Source organism: Bacillus sp. AR8-1, from assembly GCF_008042345.1.
GTDB lineage: Bacteria > Bacillota > Bacilli > Bacillales > Bacillaceae_G > Bacillus_A > Bacillus_A cereus.
The window spans coordinates 1-14790 of record NZ_QNUB01000016.1; the positions used below are offsets into that span (position 1 = coordinate 1).

Below are 14790 nucleotides of genomic sequence, written 5' to 3' on the forward strand. Positions count from 1 at the left end.
TCCTGTCTTCCCGATATTCCAAAAAACATGGGGCCTTAGCTCAGCTGGGAGAGCGCCTGCCTTGCACGCAGGAGGTCAGCGGTTCGATCCCGCTAGGCTCCACTTTATTTAATATATGTCTCGGAGGTATACCCAAGTTCGGCTGAAGGGATCGGTCTTGAAAACCGACAGGCGGTGAGAATCGCGCGGGGGTTCGAATCCCTCTACCTCCTCCATTTTTAAAAATGGTTTAGACATATAATAATAAATATTTATTTTTTTCCTTCATGGAGGTATACCCAAGTTCGGCTGAAGGGATCGGTCTTGAAAACCGACAGGCGGCGAGAGTCGCGCGGGGGTTCGAATCCCTCTACCTCCTCCATTTTTTAATTTAATATTGTCGCGGGGTGGAGCAGCACGGTAGCTCGTCGGGCTCATAACCCGAAGGTCGCAGGTTCAAATCCTGTCCCCGCAACCAAATGGTCCCGTGGTGTAGTGGTTAACATGCCTGCCTGTCACGCAGGAGATCGCCGGTTCGACCCCGGTCGGGACCGCCATTTATGTTGGCTCGGTAGCTCAGTCGGTAGAGCAGAGGACTGAAAATCCTCGTGTCGGCGGTTCGATTCCGTCCCGAGCCACCATTTTTTTATGCCGGCTTAGCTCAATTGGTAGAGCAACTGACTTGTAATCAGTAGGTTGGGGGTTCAAGTCCTCTAGCCGGCATCATTTAGGGGCATAGTTTAAAGGTAGAACTGAGGTCTCCAAAACCTCCAGTGTGGGTTCGATTCCTACTGCCCCTGTAAAGTATATGGGCCTATAGCTCAGCTGGTTAGAGCGCACGCCTGATAAGCGTGAGGTCGATGGTTCGAGTCCATTTAGGCCCACCATATATTATTCCGCAGTAGCTCAGTGGTAGAGCTATCGGCTGTTAACCGATCGGTCGTAGGTTCGAGTCCTACCTGCGGAGCCATGGCCCGTTGGTCAAGTGGTTAAGACACCGCCCTTTCACGGCGGTAACACGGGTTCGAATCCCGTACGGGTCATACAAAAAAGAGTCAGCATTATGCTGGCTCTTTTTTATTTTGTTGATCCTTTTTATCATGTTACTTTCCAGAAATAAATAAAGGAATTTTGGAAAAGCTATGGTATGTATAAAAAGGAGGAAATAAATAATGACACGAGTTAGAGACTTAATGAGTACCCATATTGTACATTGTACACCGCTAGACAATGTATATGAGGCAGCTGTAAAAATGAAGGAAGAATCGGTTGGGTTAATTCCTGTTGTTGAAAATGAGCAAGTTATTGGGCTTGTTACTGATCGAGATTTAGTTGTTCGAGGGATTGCTGAAAAACATCCTGGATCTAATAAAATTACAAATGTAATGACAACAAATATTATCTCAGTTTCTCCAAATGATTCTATTGAAAAAGCTACAGAGCTAATGGCACAGTATCAAATTAGACGGTTACCAGTAGTTGATAGTGGTCAGCTTATTGGCATGTTAGCACTAGGGGATTTAGCTATAAGGGAATCGGCAGATGATCAAGCTGGATTTGCCTTGAGCGAAATCTCAGAGCGTACAGAGTAAATTGAAACTTTAATTAACCGAGAGTTTAATGGTCAATCATAAAGAGCTAAATTATATATAAAGTTCAGATACATTATTCTAGTATATATGGATTAAACTAATATGTTAGCGTGATGTATCTGAGACATTATATAATAAGGATATGGTTAATAATTTCCACAGTTTTTTTAAATTTGTTATTCTTCATTTTTAATAAGAGAAAAGATGATATACTGATAGATATAAGTATTATGAGAGATTTTGAATATAACAATATTAATTTTTAGTGGTACGATAATAAATTAATATTTCCTACATAGATGAAAAGGGAAGGGGAATTATATGAAGGCTGTACAGGGCGATCCAAATTGGAATTTGGTTACAGATACATATATAGAACCAAATAATTTTGCTGAATTATTTTCTTTGCTTGTACCTTGTCACCCAAAAGGTGAGGGGAAAGAACGAACTATATTAGTATGGAAAGAGAAAGAATTTTATAAAGAAGAAAATTTAGCGGCATTTATCGTATATGGCATGAATAAAGTAAAGAATTTACCGCAGTTTCATAAAGATGAAATTCCAACTTTAGTGCGTATTCTTCGCTTATGCCAAGAGATTGGTTGGTATGAAGAGGCAAATGCTTTTATGATAGCACAAGGATTAGCTGAGTTTGTTCATACTTCATTGGAATATGAAACATGGGATCTTTTGACGCAATCAGTTGCTTTAAACTATTTAATTATTAAATATCGTATAGGTGAATTGACAGATAGGGATATTGAAATTTGGGATAGAGTTAAATTTAATGAGAAATGTATAACCGATTGTAAACATTTATTATCTCATAAAGAAGTATTGGAATTTACATTCTTTTATATGTGCAAGAGAGCGAAATCATTATCAAAAGAGCAATTAAATAGTGATATGATGAGTTTAGCAATGTATTGTAATACTTTCGTATATGATTTATATACACATGATTTATTACGGAAATATCGTAAGTGTACAGATTTCCTATCATATTATGGACCTAGTCAGGCAGTTTTAGCATGTCAAAGAGCTGTATTATCTCAAATTTCCGATCGCTTAGACCCATTAAAGACAACACATGTAGATGATTATTTATATGTAATGAAAGAAATGATGGAGCATATGACGATAGGAGTAATGGATCGATACGGTCATTTTATTGGAAAGCTACTATCTTATGTGCCATTTTTCGAGATGATACAAGTTCCACAGCATGCATATTATTGTGAAGAATTACTGTATATTTGTAAGGGCATTGAATATAAAGAAGAAACACTACGCAATTATATATTTATACAATTACATGATTGTTTACCATCATTCTTTAGGCTATTTCTTAAAAATAAGCGTTACGCAACGATTCATGATATTCTTTTCTATTGGTGCGATGACGAACAACGAATGAGCTTAGAGAAAAAATATAATCTGAGCTTTATTTATGAAAAATATGCTTGTGGATAAACAATATTTTCGATATGAAAAATTAATATAAATTAAAAAGGATCTCCAGTTTATGTGAGATCCTTTTTTGTTAGTAAAACAAGGAGAAAGTGATTAAAACAAGAAACAACATTCCATATAGAAGAAGTTGTGCAGTATAACTTCCTTGTATACCAAAAAAAGTATTGGCTTTCTTATACAAATGCAATATGTATTTTATTGGAGTATCTTTGAAAGATTGGTACACAGTGTCTCCTCTTTCTAAGCTTCTTGTTCTTGTTTTTGTTTTTGGTTATAAGGGACATTAATATATCTAGCTACAAATAATAAAACAGCCATAAAGAATACTGGAAATACAGTAGATAAATAAAAGCCATTACTAATTATATTTGTTATGAGAGCACTCAAAAGAAATATAGCGTTATAAATATGGGCAATTTTTTGTTTTAGTTGCACTTGAAATGATTCCATCATAATTTCTAATGCAACAAAAGCAATAATAATAGATAAAAATACAATGTTTGTATTGTAAATGATTAAACAACAGATTAAACCTAAAAAGGCTGCGTATTCAATTATAAGAGGTATATTGCGTGGCATACAATTTACCTAACTAAATATGGCAGTGGATTTACTGCATTTGTTTTTTCAAAATTCCATTCTCCATTATGTAATTCAAAATGAAGATGTTGCCCGTATGAATGACCTGTGTTGCCCATATGACCTACTAATTGTCCAGCTTGTACTTGATCACCAGTTTGTACAGTGCGATCCTTCATATGAGCATAAACAGTTGTATATAATTTCCCATTGATTTGATGCGCAATGAACACAACATTGCCATAGCTAGCTGAATAATAAGATTTCACAACTTTACCTGCAGCAGCAGCTTGGATAGAGACGTTCCCTGGAGCAGCAATATCTATACCATAATGCATTTGTTCCCAGCGTATATCAAAGGTTGAGCTAATTCTTCCTTGAGCAGGGAATTTGAAAGCAGCTGGAATAGATGAAGGCTGATCTGTTTTAGCCTGTGGTTGATTTTGTACTACATAGTGTTTTGCTACATATCCGTATCCTGTGCCAAAACGAATTTTATACCAAGTTCCTACAGTTTCTACTACTTGTACTTGTGTACCGTTTTGTAATGAACCGAGTAGAGCGCTACTTGTACTAGTGTTGCTACGTACATTCAGATTAGGTGTTGCAACAGTATATTTTGTATTATTTTGAACGGTGATTCCTTTTACTAAGGGTTGTGAACCATTAGAGATGAATGCTTTTTGTACGTAACCCGTTTGGCCATTATGTGATATTTTATACCATTCGCCTTGATCTTCTTGAACGGTAATAAACTTGCCATTTGGTAATACATCTAAAATGGAAGATTCTAAATTAGGTTCAGAGCGAACGTTTAATGCATTAGCATTGACGATGTATTGATCATTAGATTGAAGTTTGTTTTTTAGTAAAATAGCATCTTTTTGTACATAACCTACTTTATTATGAACAGATACTTTATACCAACCATTAGTTGTTTCAAGGATGTTCACTTTTGTATTAAAGCGAATTGTATCAATTGATGTGCTTTTTACGTTATCTTCTGTATGTAATGCTACTTGATCGACTTTGACATACCCAGTTTTAACATTAGATAATTGTTCAGCGTTTGCTTTTTGTACATTTGTTTCACCCATAGAAGGAAGTAAAGAAGCAATCGCTACAGTAGTTGCTGTTAAAGCCGTAGCTTTCATATTCATGGAATAGAGACCTCCTCTAGTTGTATAGTTGTAATTTTATTATAGTATAAAGATATAATATAGTGGGTGTATTCACATAAATGTAATATGAAATCAATATAAAAATAAATTTTTTGAGGATAATGATTCCTTTTTATACAATTAATTTGGGTTTTATTTTCTAAAATAGAATGTATGTATTGTATAACTTCAATATTTTGTTGATAATTAAGAAAATTAAAACAGTTGATGATGTCTTATTAGGGTGTTATACTGACAGTGATAATTTTATAGTTTGCTAGGAGAGCTGGTGTTGCCAGCTGAGAGTAGGCCGTAAGCCTTTGATCCTTTTTATTACCTGATCTAGATTATGCTAGCGTAGGGAAGCAATTCGGACACTAACAATGAGTCCCCGTTTCTTTGCGTATAGAAACGGGGCTTTTTTATTTGAAAATTTCATATTGAAACCACTAGGGGTGCTTGATTTGCTGAGAGAGGAATAATCCTTAACCCTTATAACACCTGATCTAGGTAATACTAGCGAAGGGAAGTGGAACATCGAATAAATGTATAATTTTATTTGCTGTAACCACTTCTTATATATAGAAGTGGTTTTTTATTTAGATACATATATTGAAAGGGGATAGAGAAATGAAATTTTGCGATAGATTATTAGAAACTGTGCAACCGGTTTGGGAGATGAGTCATAATCATCCGTTTGTAGTGGGTATGGGAGATGGCACGTTAGAAAAAGATAAATTCCAGTATTATATTATTCAAGATTATTTATATCTGCTAGATTATGCAAAGTTATATGCGATTGGTGTTGTAAAAGCAACGAATCCACAAGTAATGGGAAAGTTCGCTGAACAAATTGATGGGATATTAAATGGCGAAATGACAATCCATAAACAATATGCAAAAAGACTTGGAATTTCTATAGAGGATATAGAGTCTGCGAAACCATCTGCTAAAAATTTAGCTTATACAAATTACATGATGTCTGTATCTCAAAATGGCACACTTGCAGAATTAATAGCAGCGCTTCTTCCATGTATGTGGAGCTACTGGGAAATTGGAAAGCGTTTAAATGATATTCCTGGAGCAAGAGATCATGAGTTTTTTGGTGAGTGGATTCAAGGATATAGTTCGGAAGAATACGGTAATCTTTGTATTTGGTTAATAGATTTATTAAATGAAATGGCAGTTGGAAAGTCTGAGAAAGAACTAGATAGATTAGAGGAGATTTTCTTATATTCCAGTCGATTTGAATATTTATTCTGGGATATGTCCTATCGTAAGGAGATGTGGGGATTTGAGGAGCAAGAACATACTACAGTTTCATAATGTTTCTTTTCATTACGATGAGAAACCAATCATCCATGAATTAAATGCTTCTATACATGAGAAAGAGTTTGTCAGTATTATCGGACCGAGTGGATGTGGGAAAAGTACTTTATTTCGCCTTATTACAGGCCTAGAGAAGGTAAGTATTGGAAAGATAGAACTGACAGAAACAAAGCACCATCCTGTAGGATATATGCCGCAAAAAGATATGCTTTTGCCGTGGAGAACAATTATTGAGAATGCTGCTCTGCCGCTAGAGTGCCAAGGTGTACAGAAGAAAGAAGCACAAGTAAAGGCAAAGGAACTGTTATATAAATTTGGTTTACAAGGATATGAGACAAAACATCCGAAAGATTTATCTGGTGGTATGAGGCAACGCGTATCTTTTATCCGAACTTTGTTAACGGGCGGGGAGATATTGTTATTAGATGAACCGTTTAGCGCGTTAGATGCTTTAACGAAGGCCTCTTTGCAAGAATGGCTGTTTGAACAATGGCAAGAGTGGGAAAAAACAATTTTATTCATTACTCATGATGTTGAAGAAGCGTTATTTCTTTCGAACCGAGTTTTAGTAGTGGAACAGCAGCCGATAACGACTTTGACTGAGCGGATTGTACCACTTGATCATAACAGAACACGAAAAGATTTATATAAACCGGAAGTATTAGCGCTGAAAGATGAGCTTCTTAGTATGTTACAAAGGCAGGTACTTGTGTGATGAACCGATTGAAAGAATTAGTTCCTGCTATTACACTTTCTAGTATTTTACTAGCTGTGTGGGAAATAGGAGCAAGAATTGTAGATGAGATGTACATTTTACCGTCACCGTCTGCGATTGTAATGAAGATATGGAAACTAAAAGACATATTATTTACGGTTCATTTACCTGCAACGTTATACGTCGTTTTAATAGGTGTTGTTATTTCTATCGTATTAGGTGTAGGGCTAGCGATGTTAATGAATGCGAGTACATGGATGGAAAGAGCATTTTATCCATTATTAGTTGCTTCACAAACGATTCCGATTACTGCGCTTGCTCCGCTATTTGTTTTATGGTTTGGATACACAATTTGGAGTAAGGTTGTTGTCACAGTTTTAATTACGTTTTTCCCGATTGCGGTCAATACGTATGATGGACTGCGTAGTACAAAAAAAGAATGGGAGGAGCTCTTAGTTACATATGGAGCAACGAAAAGAGATATTTTTCTTAAATTAAAGTTGCCGTCTGCTCTTCCTTATTTTTTCTCAGCTTTAAAAATTGCAGTTCCGCTTAGTGTTATCGGAGCAGCAATTGGAGAATGGCTCGGTGCACAAGCTGGACTTGGATATTTCAGTAAGAGAATGATGACGCAGTTAGATGGAGCTGGCGTATTTGCACCCATTGTATTGTTATCATTATTAGCTATTTTCTTCGTCGTACTTATTTCCATATTAGAAAAGAAATTCATTAGTTGGAGGAAGCATTCATGAAATTTTTAAAGCGCATCTTTGTGTTTACATTATTAATTGCAATGATTACAGGATGTTCGAGTAATTCAGCATCAGAAAAAAGTAAAAAAGAGAAAGAAATAACAGTCATGTTAGATTGGTATCCAAATGCGGTACATAGCTTTATTTATGCAGCAATTGAAAAAGGATACTTTAAAGAAGAAGGTGTAAAGGTAAATATTAAATTCCCTTCTAATCCGACTGATCCATTAACATTGGCAGCAGCAGGGAAGGTGACAGTTGGCTTGTATTATCAGCCAGATGTTGTTATGGCAAGAGCAAATGAGCAAATTCCAGTGAAATCAATTGGGGCTGTCGTACGTTCACCATTAAATCATGTCGTATCGCTGAAATCAGCGGGTATTCAATCACCGAAAGATTTAGAAGGAAAAACAGTAGGATATTCTGGAACACCTTTAAGTGAGATGTATTTAAAAACGATGGTAAAAGAAGCTGGTGGTAATCCTGATACAGTGAAAGTAGTTGATGTTGGATTTGATTTAGTACCAGCCTTAATTACGAAAAAAGTGGATGCGGTAACAGGGGCATACATTAATCATGAAGTACCGGTTATGCGTCATGAAGGCCATGAACCAGCTTACTTTAATCCAGCTGATTACGGAGTACCGAACTATCATGAACTTGTGTTTGTAACAGGTGATAAAACGTTGAAAAAAGATAAAGAAGCGTTGCAAGCTTTCTTACGTGGTACGAAAAAAGGCTATGATTTCATGAAGAAAAACCCAGATGAAGCATTGAATATTTTATTAAATCATCAAGAAAAAGAAAACTTCCCACTTGTGCCAGAAGTTGAAAAGGAAAGTATGAAAATTTTATTAGAGAAGATGGAAACGAAAGATGAGCCATTTTTATCAGATTCAAAAGAATCTTGGGAGAAACAAAATAAATGGCTGAAGGACAAAGGAATGACGAAAGAAACCGTTCCAGCCGATGAACTATTCGAAAATATTTTAAAGTAGGCGAATGAATATGAAAAATGAGCTCCACGTAATCTCAAATGGCCATATGCCATTCGAAGAGTTAGTGAATGTAGCGATGCAAATTGAGAGTGAGATTGATTATTTGCATATTCGTGAGCGTGAGAAGAGTACGAAGGAGTTATATGAAGGTGTGGAAAGTCTTTTAATGGAAGGCTTTCCGGCTTCTAAAATTGTCATAAATGATCGAATTGATATTGCAATTTTATTAAATATTCCTCGTGTTCAACTAGGGTATCGAAGCACAGATGTAAAGTCAGTGAAAGAAAAGTTTTCGTATTTGCATGTCGGTTATTCTGTGCATTCGCTAGATGAAGCGATAGTAGCATTTAAAAATGGAGCAGATTCACTCGTTTATGGTCATGTATTTCCGACAGATTGTAAAAAAGGTGTGCCAGCGAGAGGGCTTGAAGAAATTTCTGACATTGCAAGGTGTTTATCTATACCGATTACAGCAATTGGAGGAATTACTCCAGAAAACGCAGTGGATGTCCTTACTAACGGTGTAAGCGGTATAGCAGTTATGTCCGGAATTGTAAGTAGTAGTGACCCGTATAGCAAAGCGAAATCTTATAAGGAATCAATAAGAAAGTGGGCGGAAAAACATGTGTGAGAAGTATGATGTAGCGATTATTGGTGGTGGTGTAATTGGTAGTTCAGTTGCACATTTTCTAGCAGAAAGAGGACATAAAGTAGCGATTGTAGAGAAGCAAAGAATTGCATCGGAAGCTTCAAAAGCAGCTGCTGGTCTACTTGGTGTTCAGGCAGAATGGGATGCGTATGATCCGCTATTTGAACTTGCTAGAGAAAGCCGAGCTATATTTCCACAACTTGCAGCAGTTTTACGTGAAAAGACGGGTATTGATATTGGATATGAAGAAAAAGGAATTTATCGTATTGCTCAAAATGAAGATGAGAAGGAAAGAATTCTTCACATTATGGATTGGCAGCAAAAAACAGGTGAAGATTCCTATTTTCTAACGGGAGACCATGTGCGGGAAAAAGAGCCGTATCTATCCGAATCTATTATAGGAGCAGTATATTATCCGAAAGACGGTCATGTTATTGCACCAGAGCTTACGAAAGCATTCGCACATTCTGCGGCAATGTCAGGTGCTGATATATATGAACAGACAGAAGTGTTTGATATTCGTATTGAAAATAATAAAGTGACCGGAATTTTTACGAGCGAAGGTATTGTCACATGTGAGAAAGTCGTTATTGCAGGAGGTTCATGGAGCACGAAGTTACTCAGTTATTTTCACCGCGATTGGGGTACATATCCAGTTAAAGGAGAAGTGGTTGCGGTAAGAAGTAGAAAACAACTTTTAAAAGCACCTATTTTTCAAGAAAGATTTTACATTGCTCCAAAGCGCGGTGGACGTTACGTAATTGGGGCAACAATGAAGCCACATACGTTCAATAAAACTGTGCAGCCAGAAAGTATAACTTCTATATTGGAGCGTGCCTATACAATATTGCCAGCTTTAAAAGAAGCAGAATGGGAAAGCGCATGGGCAGGATTAAGACCACAATCGAATCATGAAGCTCCTTATATGGGAGAGCATGAAGAAATAAAAGGTTTATATGCTTGCACGGGCCATTATCGGAACGGTATTTTATTAAGTCCTATTTCTGGCCAATATATGGCTGATTTAATAGAAGGAGAGCAAGAGAATCATTTGCTAGATTCATTGCTTTCTAGAAGAGTTTAGAGAGGGGATGGAAGTTTGAGATTAAAAATTAATGGTAACCAAATTGAAGTGCCAGCGAGTGTAAAAACAGTAGCTGAGTTACTTACACATTTAGAGTTAGATAACAGAATTGTTGTAGTAGAGCGTAATAAAGATATTTTACAAAAAGATGATCATACAGATACATCTGTTTTTGATGGAGATCAAATTGAGATTGTAACTTTCGTAGGAGGCGGTTGATTATGTTGAACATTGGACCATTTTCATTTCATTCTAGACTTTTATTAGGTACAGGTAAATTCCCTGATTTTGACGTACAGCAAAAGGCAATTGACGTTTCTGAAGCTGAAATTTTAACGTTTGCAGTACGTCGTATGGATATCTTTGATGCAAAGCAACCTAATTTATTAGAGAAACTTGATGTGAAAAAATATACGTTATTACCAAATACAGCAGGGGCAAAAAATGCTGAAGAGGCTGTTCGCATTGCAAAATTAGCAAAAGCGTCTGGGCTTTGTGACATGATAAAGGTAGAAGTTATTGGTGATGATAGAACGTTATTACCGGATCCGGTAGAAACGTTAAAGGCATCTGAAATGTTACTGGAAGAAGGATTTATCGTACTTCCATACACATCTGATGATGTTGTATTAGCACGTAAATTACAAGAGCTTGGCGTGCATGCGATTATGCCAGGAGCATCTCCAATCGGATCAGGACTTGGTATTGTAAATCCATTAAATTTGGGCTTCATTATTGAACAAGCGACAGTACCAGTTATCGTTGATGCTGGTATTGGTAGCCCAGCTGATGCGGCATTTGCAATGGAATTAGGAGCAGATGGCGTGTTATTAAATACAGCTGTATCAGGAGCAAAAGATCCTATTAAAATGGCGCAGGCAATGAAACTAAGTATTGAAGCAGGCCGTTTAGGATTTGAAGCAGGTCGTATTGCACGTAAGCGCTGTGCAACTGCAAGTAGTCCTTTAGAAGGAATGAGCGTAGTTGAATAATCGATATTCTCGCCAAGAACTATTTTCTCCAATTGGAGCAGAAGGGCAGCAAAAGATAAGAGAAAAGCATGTACTTATTATCGGTGCAGGTGCATTAGGTAGTGCAAATGCAGAGATGTTTGTAAGAGCGGGTGTTGGCAAGATAACAATTGTTGACCGTGATTATGTAGATTGGAGTAATTTACAAAGACAACAATTGTATGCAGAGAGCGACGTAAAGAATAATCTCCCAAAAGCTATAGCGGCTAAAAAACGTTTAGAAGAGATTAATAGCGATGTAACAATAAAAGCTCTCATTCAAGATGTAACAGCTGAAGAGCTAGAAGAACTTGTTACAAACGTTGATGTAATTATTGATGCGACTGATAATTTCGAAACACGCTTTATTGTGAATGATATAGCACAAAAATATTCTATTCCATGGATTTACGGTGCATGTGTAGGTAGTTACGGTCTTTCTTACACAATCATTCCTAGTAAAACACCATGTTTATCATGTTTATTGCAGTCGATTCCGCTTGGCGGGGCAACATGTGATACAGCGGGTATTATATCACCTGCTGTATCTCTTGTCGTTTCTCATCAAGTAACAGAAGCTCTTAAACTGTTAGTAGAAGATTACGAATCACTTCGAGATGGGCTTGTATCGTTTGATATGTGGAAGAATGAGTATTCATGTATGAATGTGCAAAAGCTTCGCCAGCATAATTGTTCTTCATGCGGAGAGAATGCATTATATCCGTATTTAAATAAAGAGAACACATCAAAAACAGCAGTTTTATGCGGGCGAAATACAGTTCAAATTAGACCACCTCATAAAGAGGAAATGAATTTTGAACAATATAAAGAGTTGCTGGAAGGTCGCGTGAATGATTTAAATGTAAATCCATATTTACTATCATTTTCTGTTGAAGACAAGAGGTTAGTCGCCTTTAAAGATGGCCGTGTGCTCGTACATGGAACGAAAGATATAAGCGAAGCAAAAACGATTTATCATCGCTATTTTGGATAGAAAAGGATGAGTGGGATGAAAGTGAATAAAGCTTTAACAATTGCAGGGTCTGATAGCGGCGGCGGTGCTGGAATTCAGGCAGATTTAAAAACATTCCAAGAGCTTGGTGTATACGGAATGACGGCTATTACGGCAATTACTGCTCAAAACACGCTTGGCGTTCAAGGGGTATATCCTGTTCCGTTAGAAGGTATTACAGAACAGCTGAATTCAATTGGTACGGATTTAACACCAGATGCAGTGAAACTAGGAATGTTATTTAGTAGTGAAATAATTCAAATTGTTGCAGAACAAATTAAAAAATTTGGCTGGAATAATATTGTGCTAGATCCCGTTATGATTGCAAAAGGCGGTGCATCATTATTACAGCAAGAAGCAGTTCAAGCATTAAAAGAATATTTATTACCAGTAGCAACTGTTATAACACCGAATGTCCCAGAAGCAGAAGTGTTAACTGGGATGGAGATTCATAATGTTGAAGATAGTAAGGAAGCTGCAAAAGTATTGCACGAATTAGGTGCTAAATATGTGCTTATGAAGGGCGGACATGCAGAATATCAAGGAAATGAAGTAATTGATTTCCTCTTTGATGGAGAAAAATTTATTGAGTTTAGAAGCGAGCGAATTCCTTCAAAGCAAACGCACGGAAGTGGGTGTACATTTGCTTCAGCGGTTACAGCAGGACTTGCGAAAGGATACTCAATTGAAGATGCTGTTCAAGAAGCAAAACGATTTATTAGTATAGCAATTGAAGAGCCATTGAATATTGGTAGTGGTCATGGACCGACGAATCATTTTGCGTATAAAGTGAATAGAACGCGTGTATAGATAAGTGAAAAGCCAGTTTTATAACTGGCTTTTTTTCTGTTTACTTTTTCAAAATACAGGAGTAATATATCAGCCAGAATATATTTTTTTGTAAACGCTGAGTCCAATTATATGGAGCGGAGGAACCAATTTGTGCAGTGTCACTAGGGGTGAATCTTTCAAATTTGAAAGTAGGGCTACTCTCAAAGCCCGAATCCGACAGCTAACTTCGTAAGCGTCTTGAGAGAGGACGGTGCCATGATGGATACATCACTTCATCGATCTGATTAGTATAGGGGAATATCAATCTATGTTTGATTTCTTTTATACTAAGGAGGATGAGGTACATGGAACTAACACTTATTTGTGTTGGAGAAGAAAGTAAGGTAAATAGTTTAAGAGATCTAGTTGCATTTCAACATGAGTTAGTTATTTTTACAGCAAATGAAGAGGTAGCGGCTGAAGTTAGGAATTGTGGGTTTGATTGGACTTATAGTTATAGTAAGGAGCAGGATTTTACTAGTATTTGTGAGTGTATTAAGAAGGTCATTTTACTAGGGGATGAGCTTCCAATCGTTAGTTTCTTCACAGAACACATTCGTTTTTCTTTTCAAGCACCTATTACTGTTGTTACAAGGAATAAACGATATCCAGCGAGGCTCTATGAAACAATTGGAGCTAAGTTTGTCGTGTTTACAAATTGTGATAATATTTCTTTTTTATTTTTTGAATAGGGCGGGGGAAGAAATGATGAAGGTACTATTACTTGGAGATATAGCAAATCGTTGGGCAGTATCGGTAGAGCGAGTTCAAGAATTGGTTCAGATTGATCCTCTTTTTCCCGGGCCATATATTATATTACCGTCAAAAGATGCTTTGTATTTAGAGATGGATATTACCGAGTATGAGCAGCTACATGCAGAATTGACACAAGTTTATATTCGTGGGAGAAATTTACGTGCATTTTTAAGAGGAGAATAAAGGTTGAATAAAAAAGAGCGAATGCTGAGTGCAACAGGCTATGCACTTCATGTCATTCGCTCTTTTTATTTCATATTTAAAAGGTCATTTTTAAGAAAAGAAAAGAGAAATAAAGAAAATAGATGAAATAATAGTAATAATCTTCAATGTAAGCGTTTAAATGAATGTAAATATTATTATTTTCAGCAATTTACCCCTTTACAAGTGAAATATAGAGGAGTATATTTACTCTCATAAATCATTCATAAAATTTCCAAAAAAACCTAAAATCGCTGAGTTCCAGAAATGGAGCGGGGGAACCAATTTTGTGCATCGTCACTTGGGGTGAATCTTTCAGTTTTGAAAGTAGGGCTACTCTTTAGGCCCGAATCCGACAGCTAACCTCGTAAGCGTTTAGAGAGGAGGTTTACTTTTTGTTGTTCATTTTTTGAACACTGAGTAGAGCTCAGTGTTCTTTTTTAATATTCAAATGGTAAATTTTAACAAAAAGAGAGGGATAGTTATGTTAGATGTTGTAATGGTCGGGATTTTTATTTTATTAGTTGCATCGATGGCAAGTCTTGCAAGTTGGTCAGATAAAGTTGTGAAAGAAGGAAAGCAATCATGATGATTGTCTTATCGGTTATTGTCGCAGCAATTACAGTGTATTTAGTGTATGCATTATTAAATCCAGAGAAGTTTTAATTAG

The 14790-nt window shown here is 36.6% G+C and carries 19 protein-coding genes, 11 tRNA genes and 4 riboswitches; of the genes, 28 read left to right on the forward strand and 2 right to left on the reverse strand.

The features are described from left to right. Positions 1-29 precede the first annotated feature (29 nt). The 13 genes from DN400_RS09375 to DN400_RS09435 all read left to right on the forward strand — a co-directional run bounded on the left by DN400_RS09375 (position 30) and on the right by DN400_RS09435 (position 3044). Positions 30-102 (forward strand) — tRNA-Ala (locus DN400_RS09375). 20 nt (positions 103-122) lie between these two features. Next, positions 123-215 (forward strand) — tRNA-Ser (locus tag DN400_RS09380). Positions 216-268: 53 nt separating this feature from the next. Continuing rightward, positions 269-361, forward strand: a tRNA-Ser gene (locus DN400_RS09385). 19 nt (positions 362-380) lie between these two features. Further along, positions 381-457, forward strand: a tRNA-Met gene (locus DN400_RS09390). A 3-nt stretch (positions 458-460) separates the two neighbouring features. After that, positions 461-536 (forward strand) — tRNA-Asp (locus DN400_RS09395). 8 nt (positions 537-544) lie between these two features. After that, positions 545-620: transfer RNA gene (locus DN400_RS09400), tRNA-Phe, on the forward strand. A gap of 9 nt (positions 621-629) precedes the next feature. Next, positions 630-702 (forward strand) — tRNA-Thr (locus DN400_RS09405). Positions 703-708: 6 nt separating this feature from the next. Then, positions 709-779, forward strand: a tRNA-Trp gene (locus DN400_RS09410). A 10-nt stretch (positions 780-789) separates the two neighbouring features. Beyond that, positions 790-866, forward strand: a tRNA-Ile gene (locus DN400_RS09415). A gap of 8 nt (positions 867-874) precedes the next feature. Beyond that, positions 875-949, forward strand: a tRNA-Asn gene (locus DN400_RS09420). Position 950: 1 nt separating this feature from the next. After that, a tRNA-Glu gene (locus tag DN400_RS09425) sits at positions 951-1022 on the forward strand. Positions 1023-1151: 129 nt separating this feature from the next. Next, on the forward strand, positions 1152-1571 hold the full coding sequence (locus tag DN400_RS09430; RefSeq protein WP_016513712.1) for a CBS domain-containing protein: 420 nt from the start codon (positions 1152-1154) through the stop codon (positions 1569-1571). 321 nt (positions 1572-1892) lie between these two features. Further along, positions 1893-3044 (forward strand): DUF3965 domain-containing protein, encoded by a 1152-nt coding sequence (locus tag DN400_RS09435; protein ID WP_000648915.1) that lies wholly within the window; start codon positions 1893-1895, stop codon positions 3042-3044. A 240-nt stretch (positions 3045-3284) separates the two neighbouring features. On the opposite strand, the gene DN400_RS09440 is transcribed toward DN400_RS09435, so the two are convergent. Then, entirely contained in the window at positions 3285-3623 is a 339-nt protein-coding gene (locus DN400_RS09440) for a hypothetical protein (protein WP_001137818.1), read from the reverse strand. Between the two features lie 5 nt (positions 3624-3628). Next, positions 3629-4783 (reverse strand): SH3 domain-containing protein, encoded by a 1155-nt coding sequence (locus DN400_RS09445; RefSeq protein WP_001056045.1) that lies wholly within the window; start codon positions 4781-4783, stop codon positions 3629-3631. Positions 4784-5052: 269 nt separating this feature from the next. Beyond that, positions 5053-5164: riboswitch (TPP riboswitch) on the forward strand. Between the two features lie 60 nt (positions 5165-5224). Further along, positions 5225-5328, forward strand: a riboswitch (TPP riboswitch). An 85-nt stretch (positions 5329-5413) separates the two neighbouring features. On the opposite strand from DN400_RS09445, the gene tenA reads away from it, so the two are divergent. The 15 genes from tenA to kdpF all read left to right on the forward strand — a co-directional run bounded on the left by tenA (position 5414) and on the right by kdpF (position 14786). After that, positions 5414-6109 carry a thiaminase II gene (gene tenA, locus DN400_RS09450; RefSeq protein WP_000666820.1) on the forward strand — a complete coding sequence of 232 codons (696 nt, stop codon included), beginning with the start codon at positions 5414-5416 and terminating at the stop codon, positions 6107-6109. Further along, positions 6078-6827, forward strand: a complete 750-nt coding sequence (locus DN400_RS09455; RefSeq protein ID WP_001256788.1) for an ABC transporter ATP-binding protein — start codon at positions 6078-6080, stop codon at positions 6825-6827. The genes tenA and DN400_RS09455 overlap by 32 nt, the downstream gene beginning before the upstream one ends. Further along, entirely contained in the window at positions 6827-7579 is a 753-nt protein-coding gene (locus DN400_RS09460) for an ABC transporter permease (RefSeq protein WP_001080857.1), read from the forward strand. The genes DN400_RS09455 and DN400_RS09460 overlap by 1 nt, the downstream gene beginning before the upstream one ends. Beyond that, a complete protein-coding gene (locus tag DN400_RS09465; protein WP_000670422.1) occupies positions 7576-8577 on the forward strand; it encodes an ABC transporter substrate-binding protein in 1002 nt (333 codons plus the stop codon). Before DN400_RS09460 ends, DN400_RS09465 begins: the two co-directional genes overlap by 4 nt. A gap of 10 nt (positions 8578-8587) precedes the next feature. Beyond that, complete coding sequence (gene tenI / locus DN400_RS09470) at positions 8588-9208, forward strand: thiazole tautomerase TenI (RefSeq protein ID WP_000787167.1); 621 nt, start codon at positions 8588-8590, stop codon at positions 9206-9208. Further along, entirely contained in the window at positions 9201-10310 is a 1110-nt protein-coding gene (gene thiO, locus DN400_RS09475; RefSeq protein ID WP_090978433.1) for a glycine oxidase ThiO, read from the forward strand. Before tenI ends, thiO begins: the two co-directional genes overlap by 8 nt. A gap of 15 nt (positions 10311-10325) precedes the next feature. Then, positions 10326-10529: a sulfur carrier protein ThiS gene (thiS, locus tag DN400_RS09480; protein ID WP_088022297.1), complete on the forward strand. Its 204-nt coding sequence runs from the start codon at positions 10326-10328 to the stop codon at positions 10527-10529. A gap of 2 nt (positions 10530-10531) precedes the next feature. Continuing rightward, a complete protein-coding gene (thiG, locus tag DN400_RS09485) occupies positions 10532-11302 on the forward strand; it encodes a thiazole synthase (RefSeq protein WP_000931980.1) in 771 nt (256 codons plus the stop codon). Next, positions 11295-12314 carry a thiazole biosynthesis adenylyltransferase ThiF gene (thiF, locus tag DN400_RS09490; protein ID WP_065228317.1) on the forward strand — a complete coding sequence of 340 codons (1020 nt, stop codon included), beginning with the start codon at positions 11295-11297 and terminating at the stop codon, positions 12312-12314. The genes thiG and thiF overlap by 8 nt, the downstream gene beginning before the upstream one ends. Before the next feature lie 15 nt (positions 12315-12329). Continuing rightward, on the forward strand, positions 12330-13142 hold the full coding sequence (gene thiD / locus DN400_RS09495) for a bifunctional hydroxymethylpyrimidine kinase/phosphomethylpyrimidine kinase (RefSeq protein ID WP_065228318.1): 813 nt from the start codon (positions 12330-12332) through the stop codon (positions 13140-13142). 85 nt (positions 13143-13227) lie between these two features. Next, a riboswitch (cyclic di-AMP (ydaO/yuaA leader) is annotated at positions 13228-13375 on the forward strand. A gap of 93 nt (positions 13376-13468) precedes the next feature. Continuing rightward, on the forward strand, positions 13469-13855 hold the full coding sequence (locus tag DN400_RS09500; protein WP_147801647.1) for a hypothetical protein: 387 nt from the start codon (positions 13469-13471) through the stop codon (positions 13853-13855). 13 nt (positions 13856-13868) lie between these two features. Continuing rightward, entirely contained in the window at positions 13869-14102 is a 234-nt protein-coding gene (locus tag DN400_RS09505) for a hypothetical protein (protein ID WP_002025339.1), read from the forward strand. Positions 14103-14105: 3 nt separating this feature from the next. Continuing rightward, a complete protein-coding gene (locus tag DN400_RS29825) occupies positions 14106-14228 on the forward strand; it encodes a hypothetical protein (protein WP_001034419.1) in 123 nt (40 codons plus the stop codon). 134 nt (positions 14229-14362) lie between these two features. Beyond that, positions 14363-14508: riboswitch (cyclic di-AMP (ydaO/yuaA leader) on the forward strand. Between the two features lie 96 nt (positions 14509-14604). Further along, positions 14605-14709, forward strand: coding sequence for a SipW-dependent-type signal peptide-containing protein (locus DN400_RS09510; RefSeq protein ID WP_000887894.1), 105 nt, complete (start codon positions 14605-14607; stop codon positions 14707-14709). Beyond that, positions 14709-14786, forward strand: coding sequence for a K(+)-transporting ATPase subunit F (gene kdpF / locus DN400_RS09515; RefSeq protein WP_223153441.1), 78 nt, complete (start codon positions 14709-14711; stop codon positions 14784-14786). The genes DN400_RS09510 and kdpF overlap by 1 nt, the downstream gene beginning before the upstream one ends. Positions 14787-14790 lie beyond the last annotated feature (4 nt).

Excerpts from the sequence above, each read along its gene's own strand:
- DN400_RS09430 (WP_016513712.1), top strand. The coding sequence starts at position 1,152 with ATGACACGAGTTAGAGACTTAATGAGTACCCATATTGTACATTGTACA.
- DN400_RS09435 (WP_000648915.1), top strand. The coding sequence starts at position 1,893 with ATGAAGGCTGTACAGGGCGATCCAAATTGGAATTTGGTTACAGATACA.
- DN400_RS09440 (WP_001137818.1), bottom strand. The coding sequence starts at position 3,623 with ATGCCACGCAATATACCTCTTATAATTGAATACGCAGCCTTTTTAGGT.
- DN400_RS09445 (WP_001056045.1), bottom strand. The coding sequence starts at position 4,783 with ATGAATATGAAAGCTACGGCTTTAACAGCAACTACTGTAGCGATTGCT.
- tenA (WP_000666820.1), top strand. The coding sequence starts at position 5,414 with ATGAAATTTTGCGATAGATTATTAGAAACTGTGCAACCGGTTTGGGAG.
- DN400_RS09460 (WP_001080857.1), top strand. The coding sequence starts at position 6,827 with ATGAACCGATTGAAAGAATTAGTTCCTGCTATTACACTTTCTAGTATT.
- DN400_RS09465 (WP_000670422.1), top strand. The coding sequence starts at position 7,576 with ATGAAATTTTTAAAGCGCATCTTTGTGTTTACATTATTAATTGCAATG.
- tenI (WP_000787167.1), top strand. The coding sequence starts at position 8,588 with ATGAAAAATGAGCTCCACGTAATCTCAAATGGCCATATGCCATTCGAA.
- thiO (WP_090978433.1), top strand. The coding sequence starts at position 9,201 with ATGTGTGAGAAGTATGATGTAGCGATTATTGGTGGTGGTGTAATTGGT.
- thiG (WP_000931980.1), top strand. The coding sequence starts at position 10,532 with ATGTTGAACATTGGACCATTTTCATTTCATTCTAGACTTTTATTAGGT.
- thiD (WP_065228318.1), top strand. The coding sequence starts at position 12,330 with ATGAAAGTGAATAAAGCTTTAACAATTGCAGGGTCTGATAGCGGCGGC.
- DN400_RS09500 (WP_147801647.1), top strand. The coding sequence starts at position 13,469 with ATGGAACTAACACTTATTTGTGTTGGAGAAGAAAGTAAGGTAAATAGT.
- DN400_RS09505 (WP_002025339.1), top strand. The coding sequence starts at position 13,869 with ATGATGAAGGTACTATTACTTGGAGATATAGCAAATCGTTGGGCAGTA.
- DN400_RS09510 (WP_000887894.1), top strand. The coding sequence starts at position 14,605 with ATGTTAGATGTTGTAATGGTCGGGATTTTTATTTTATTAGTTGCATCG.
- kdpF (WP_223153441.1), top strand. The coding sequence starts at position 14,709 with ATGATTGTCTTATCGGTTATTGTCGCAGCAATTACAGTGTATTTAGTG.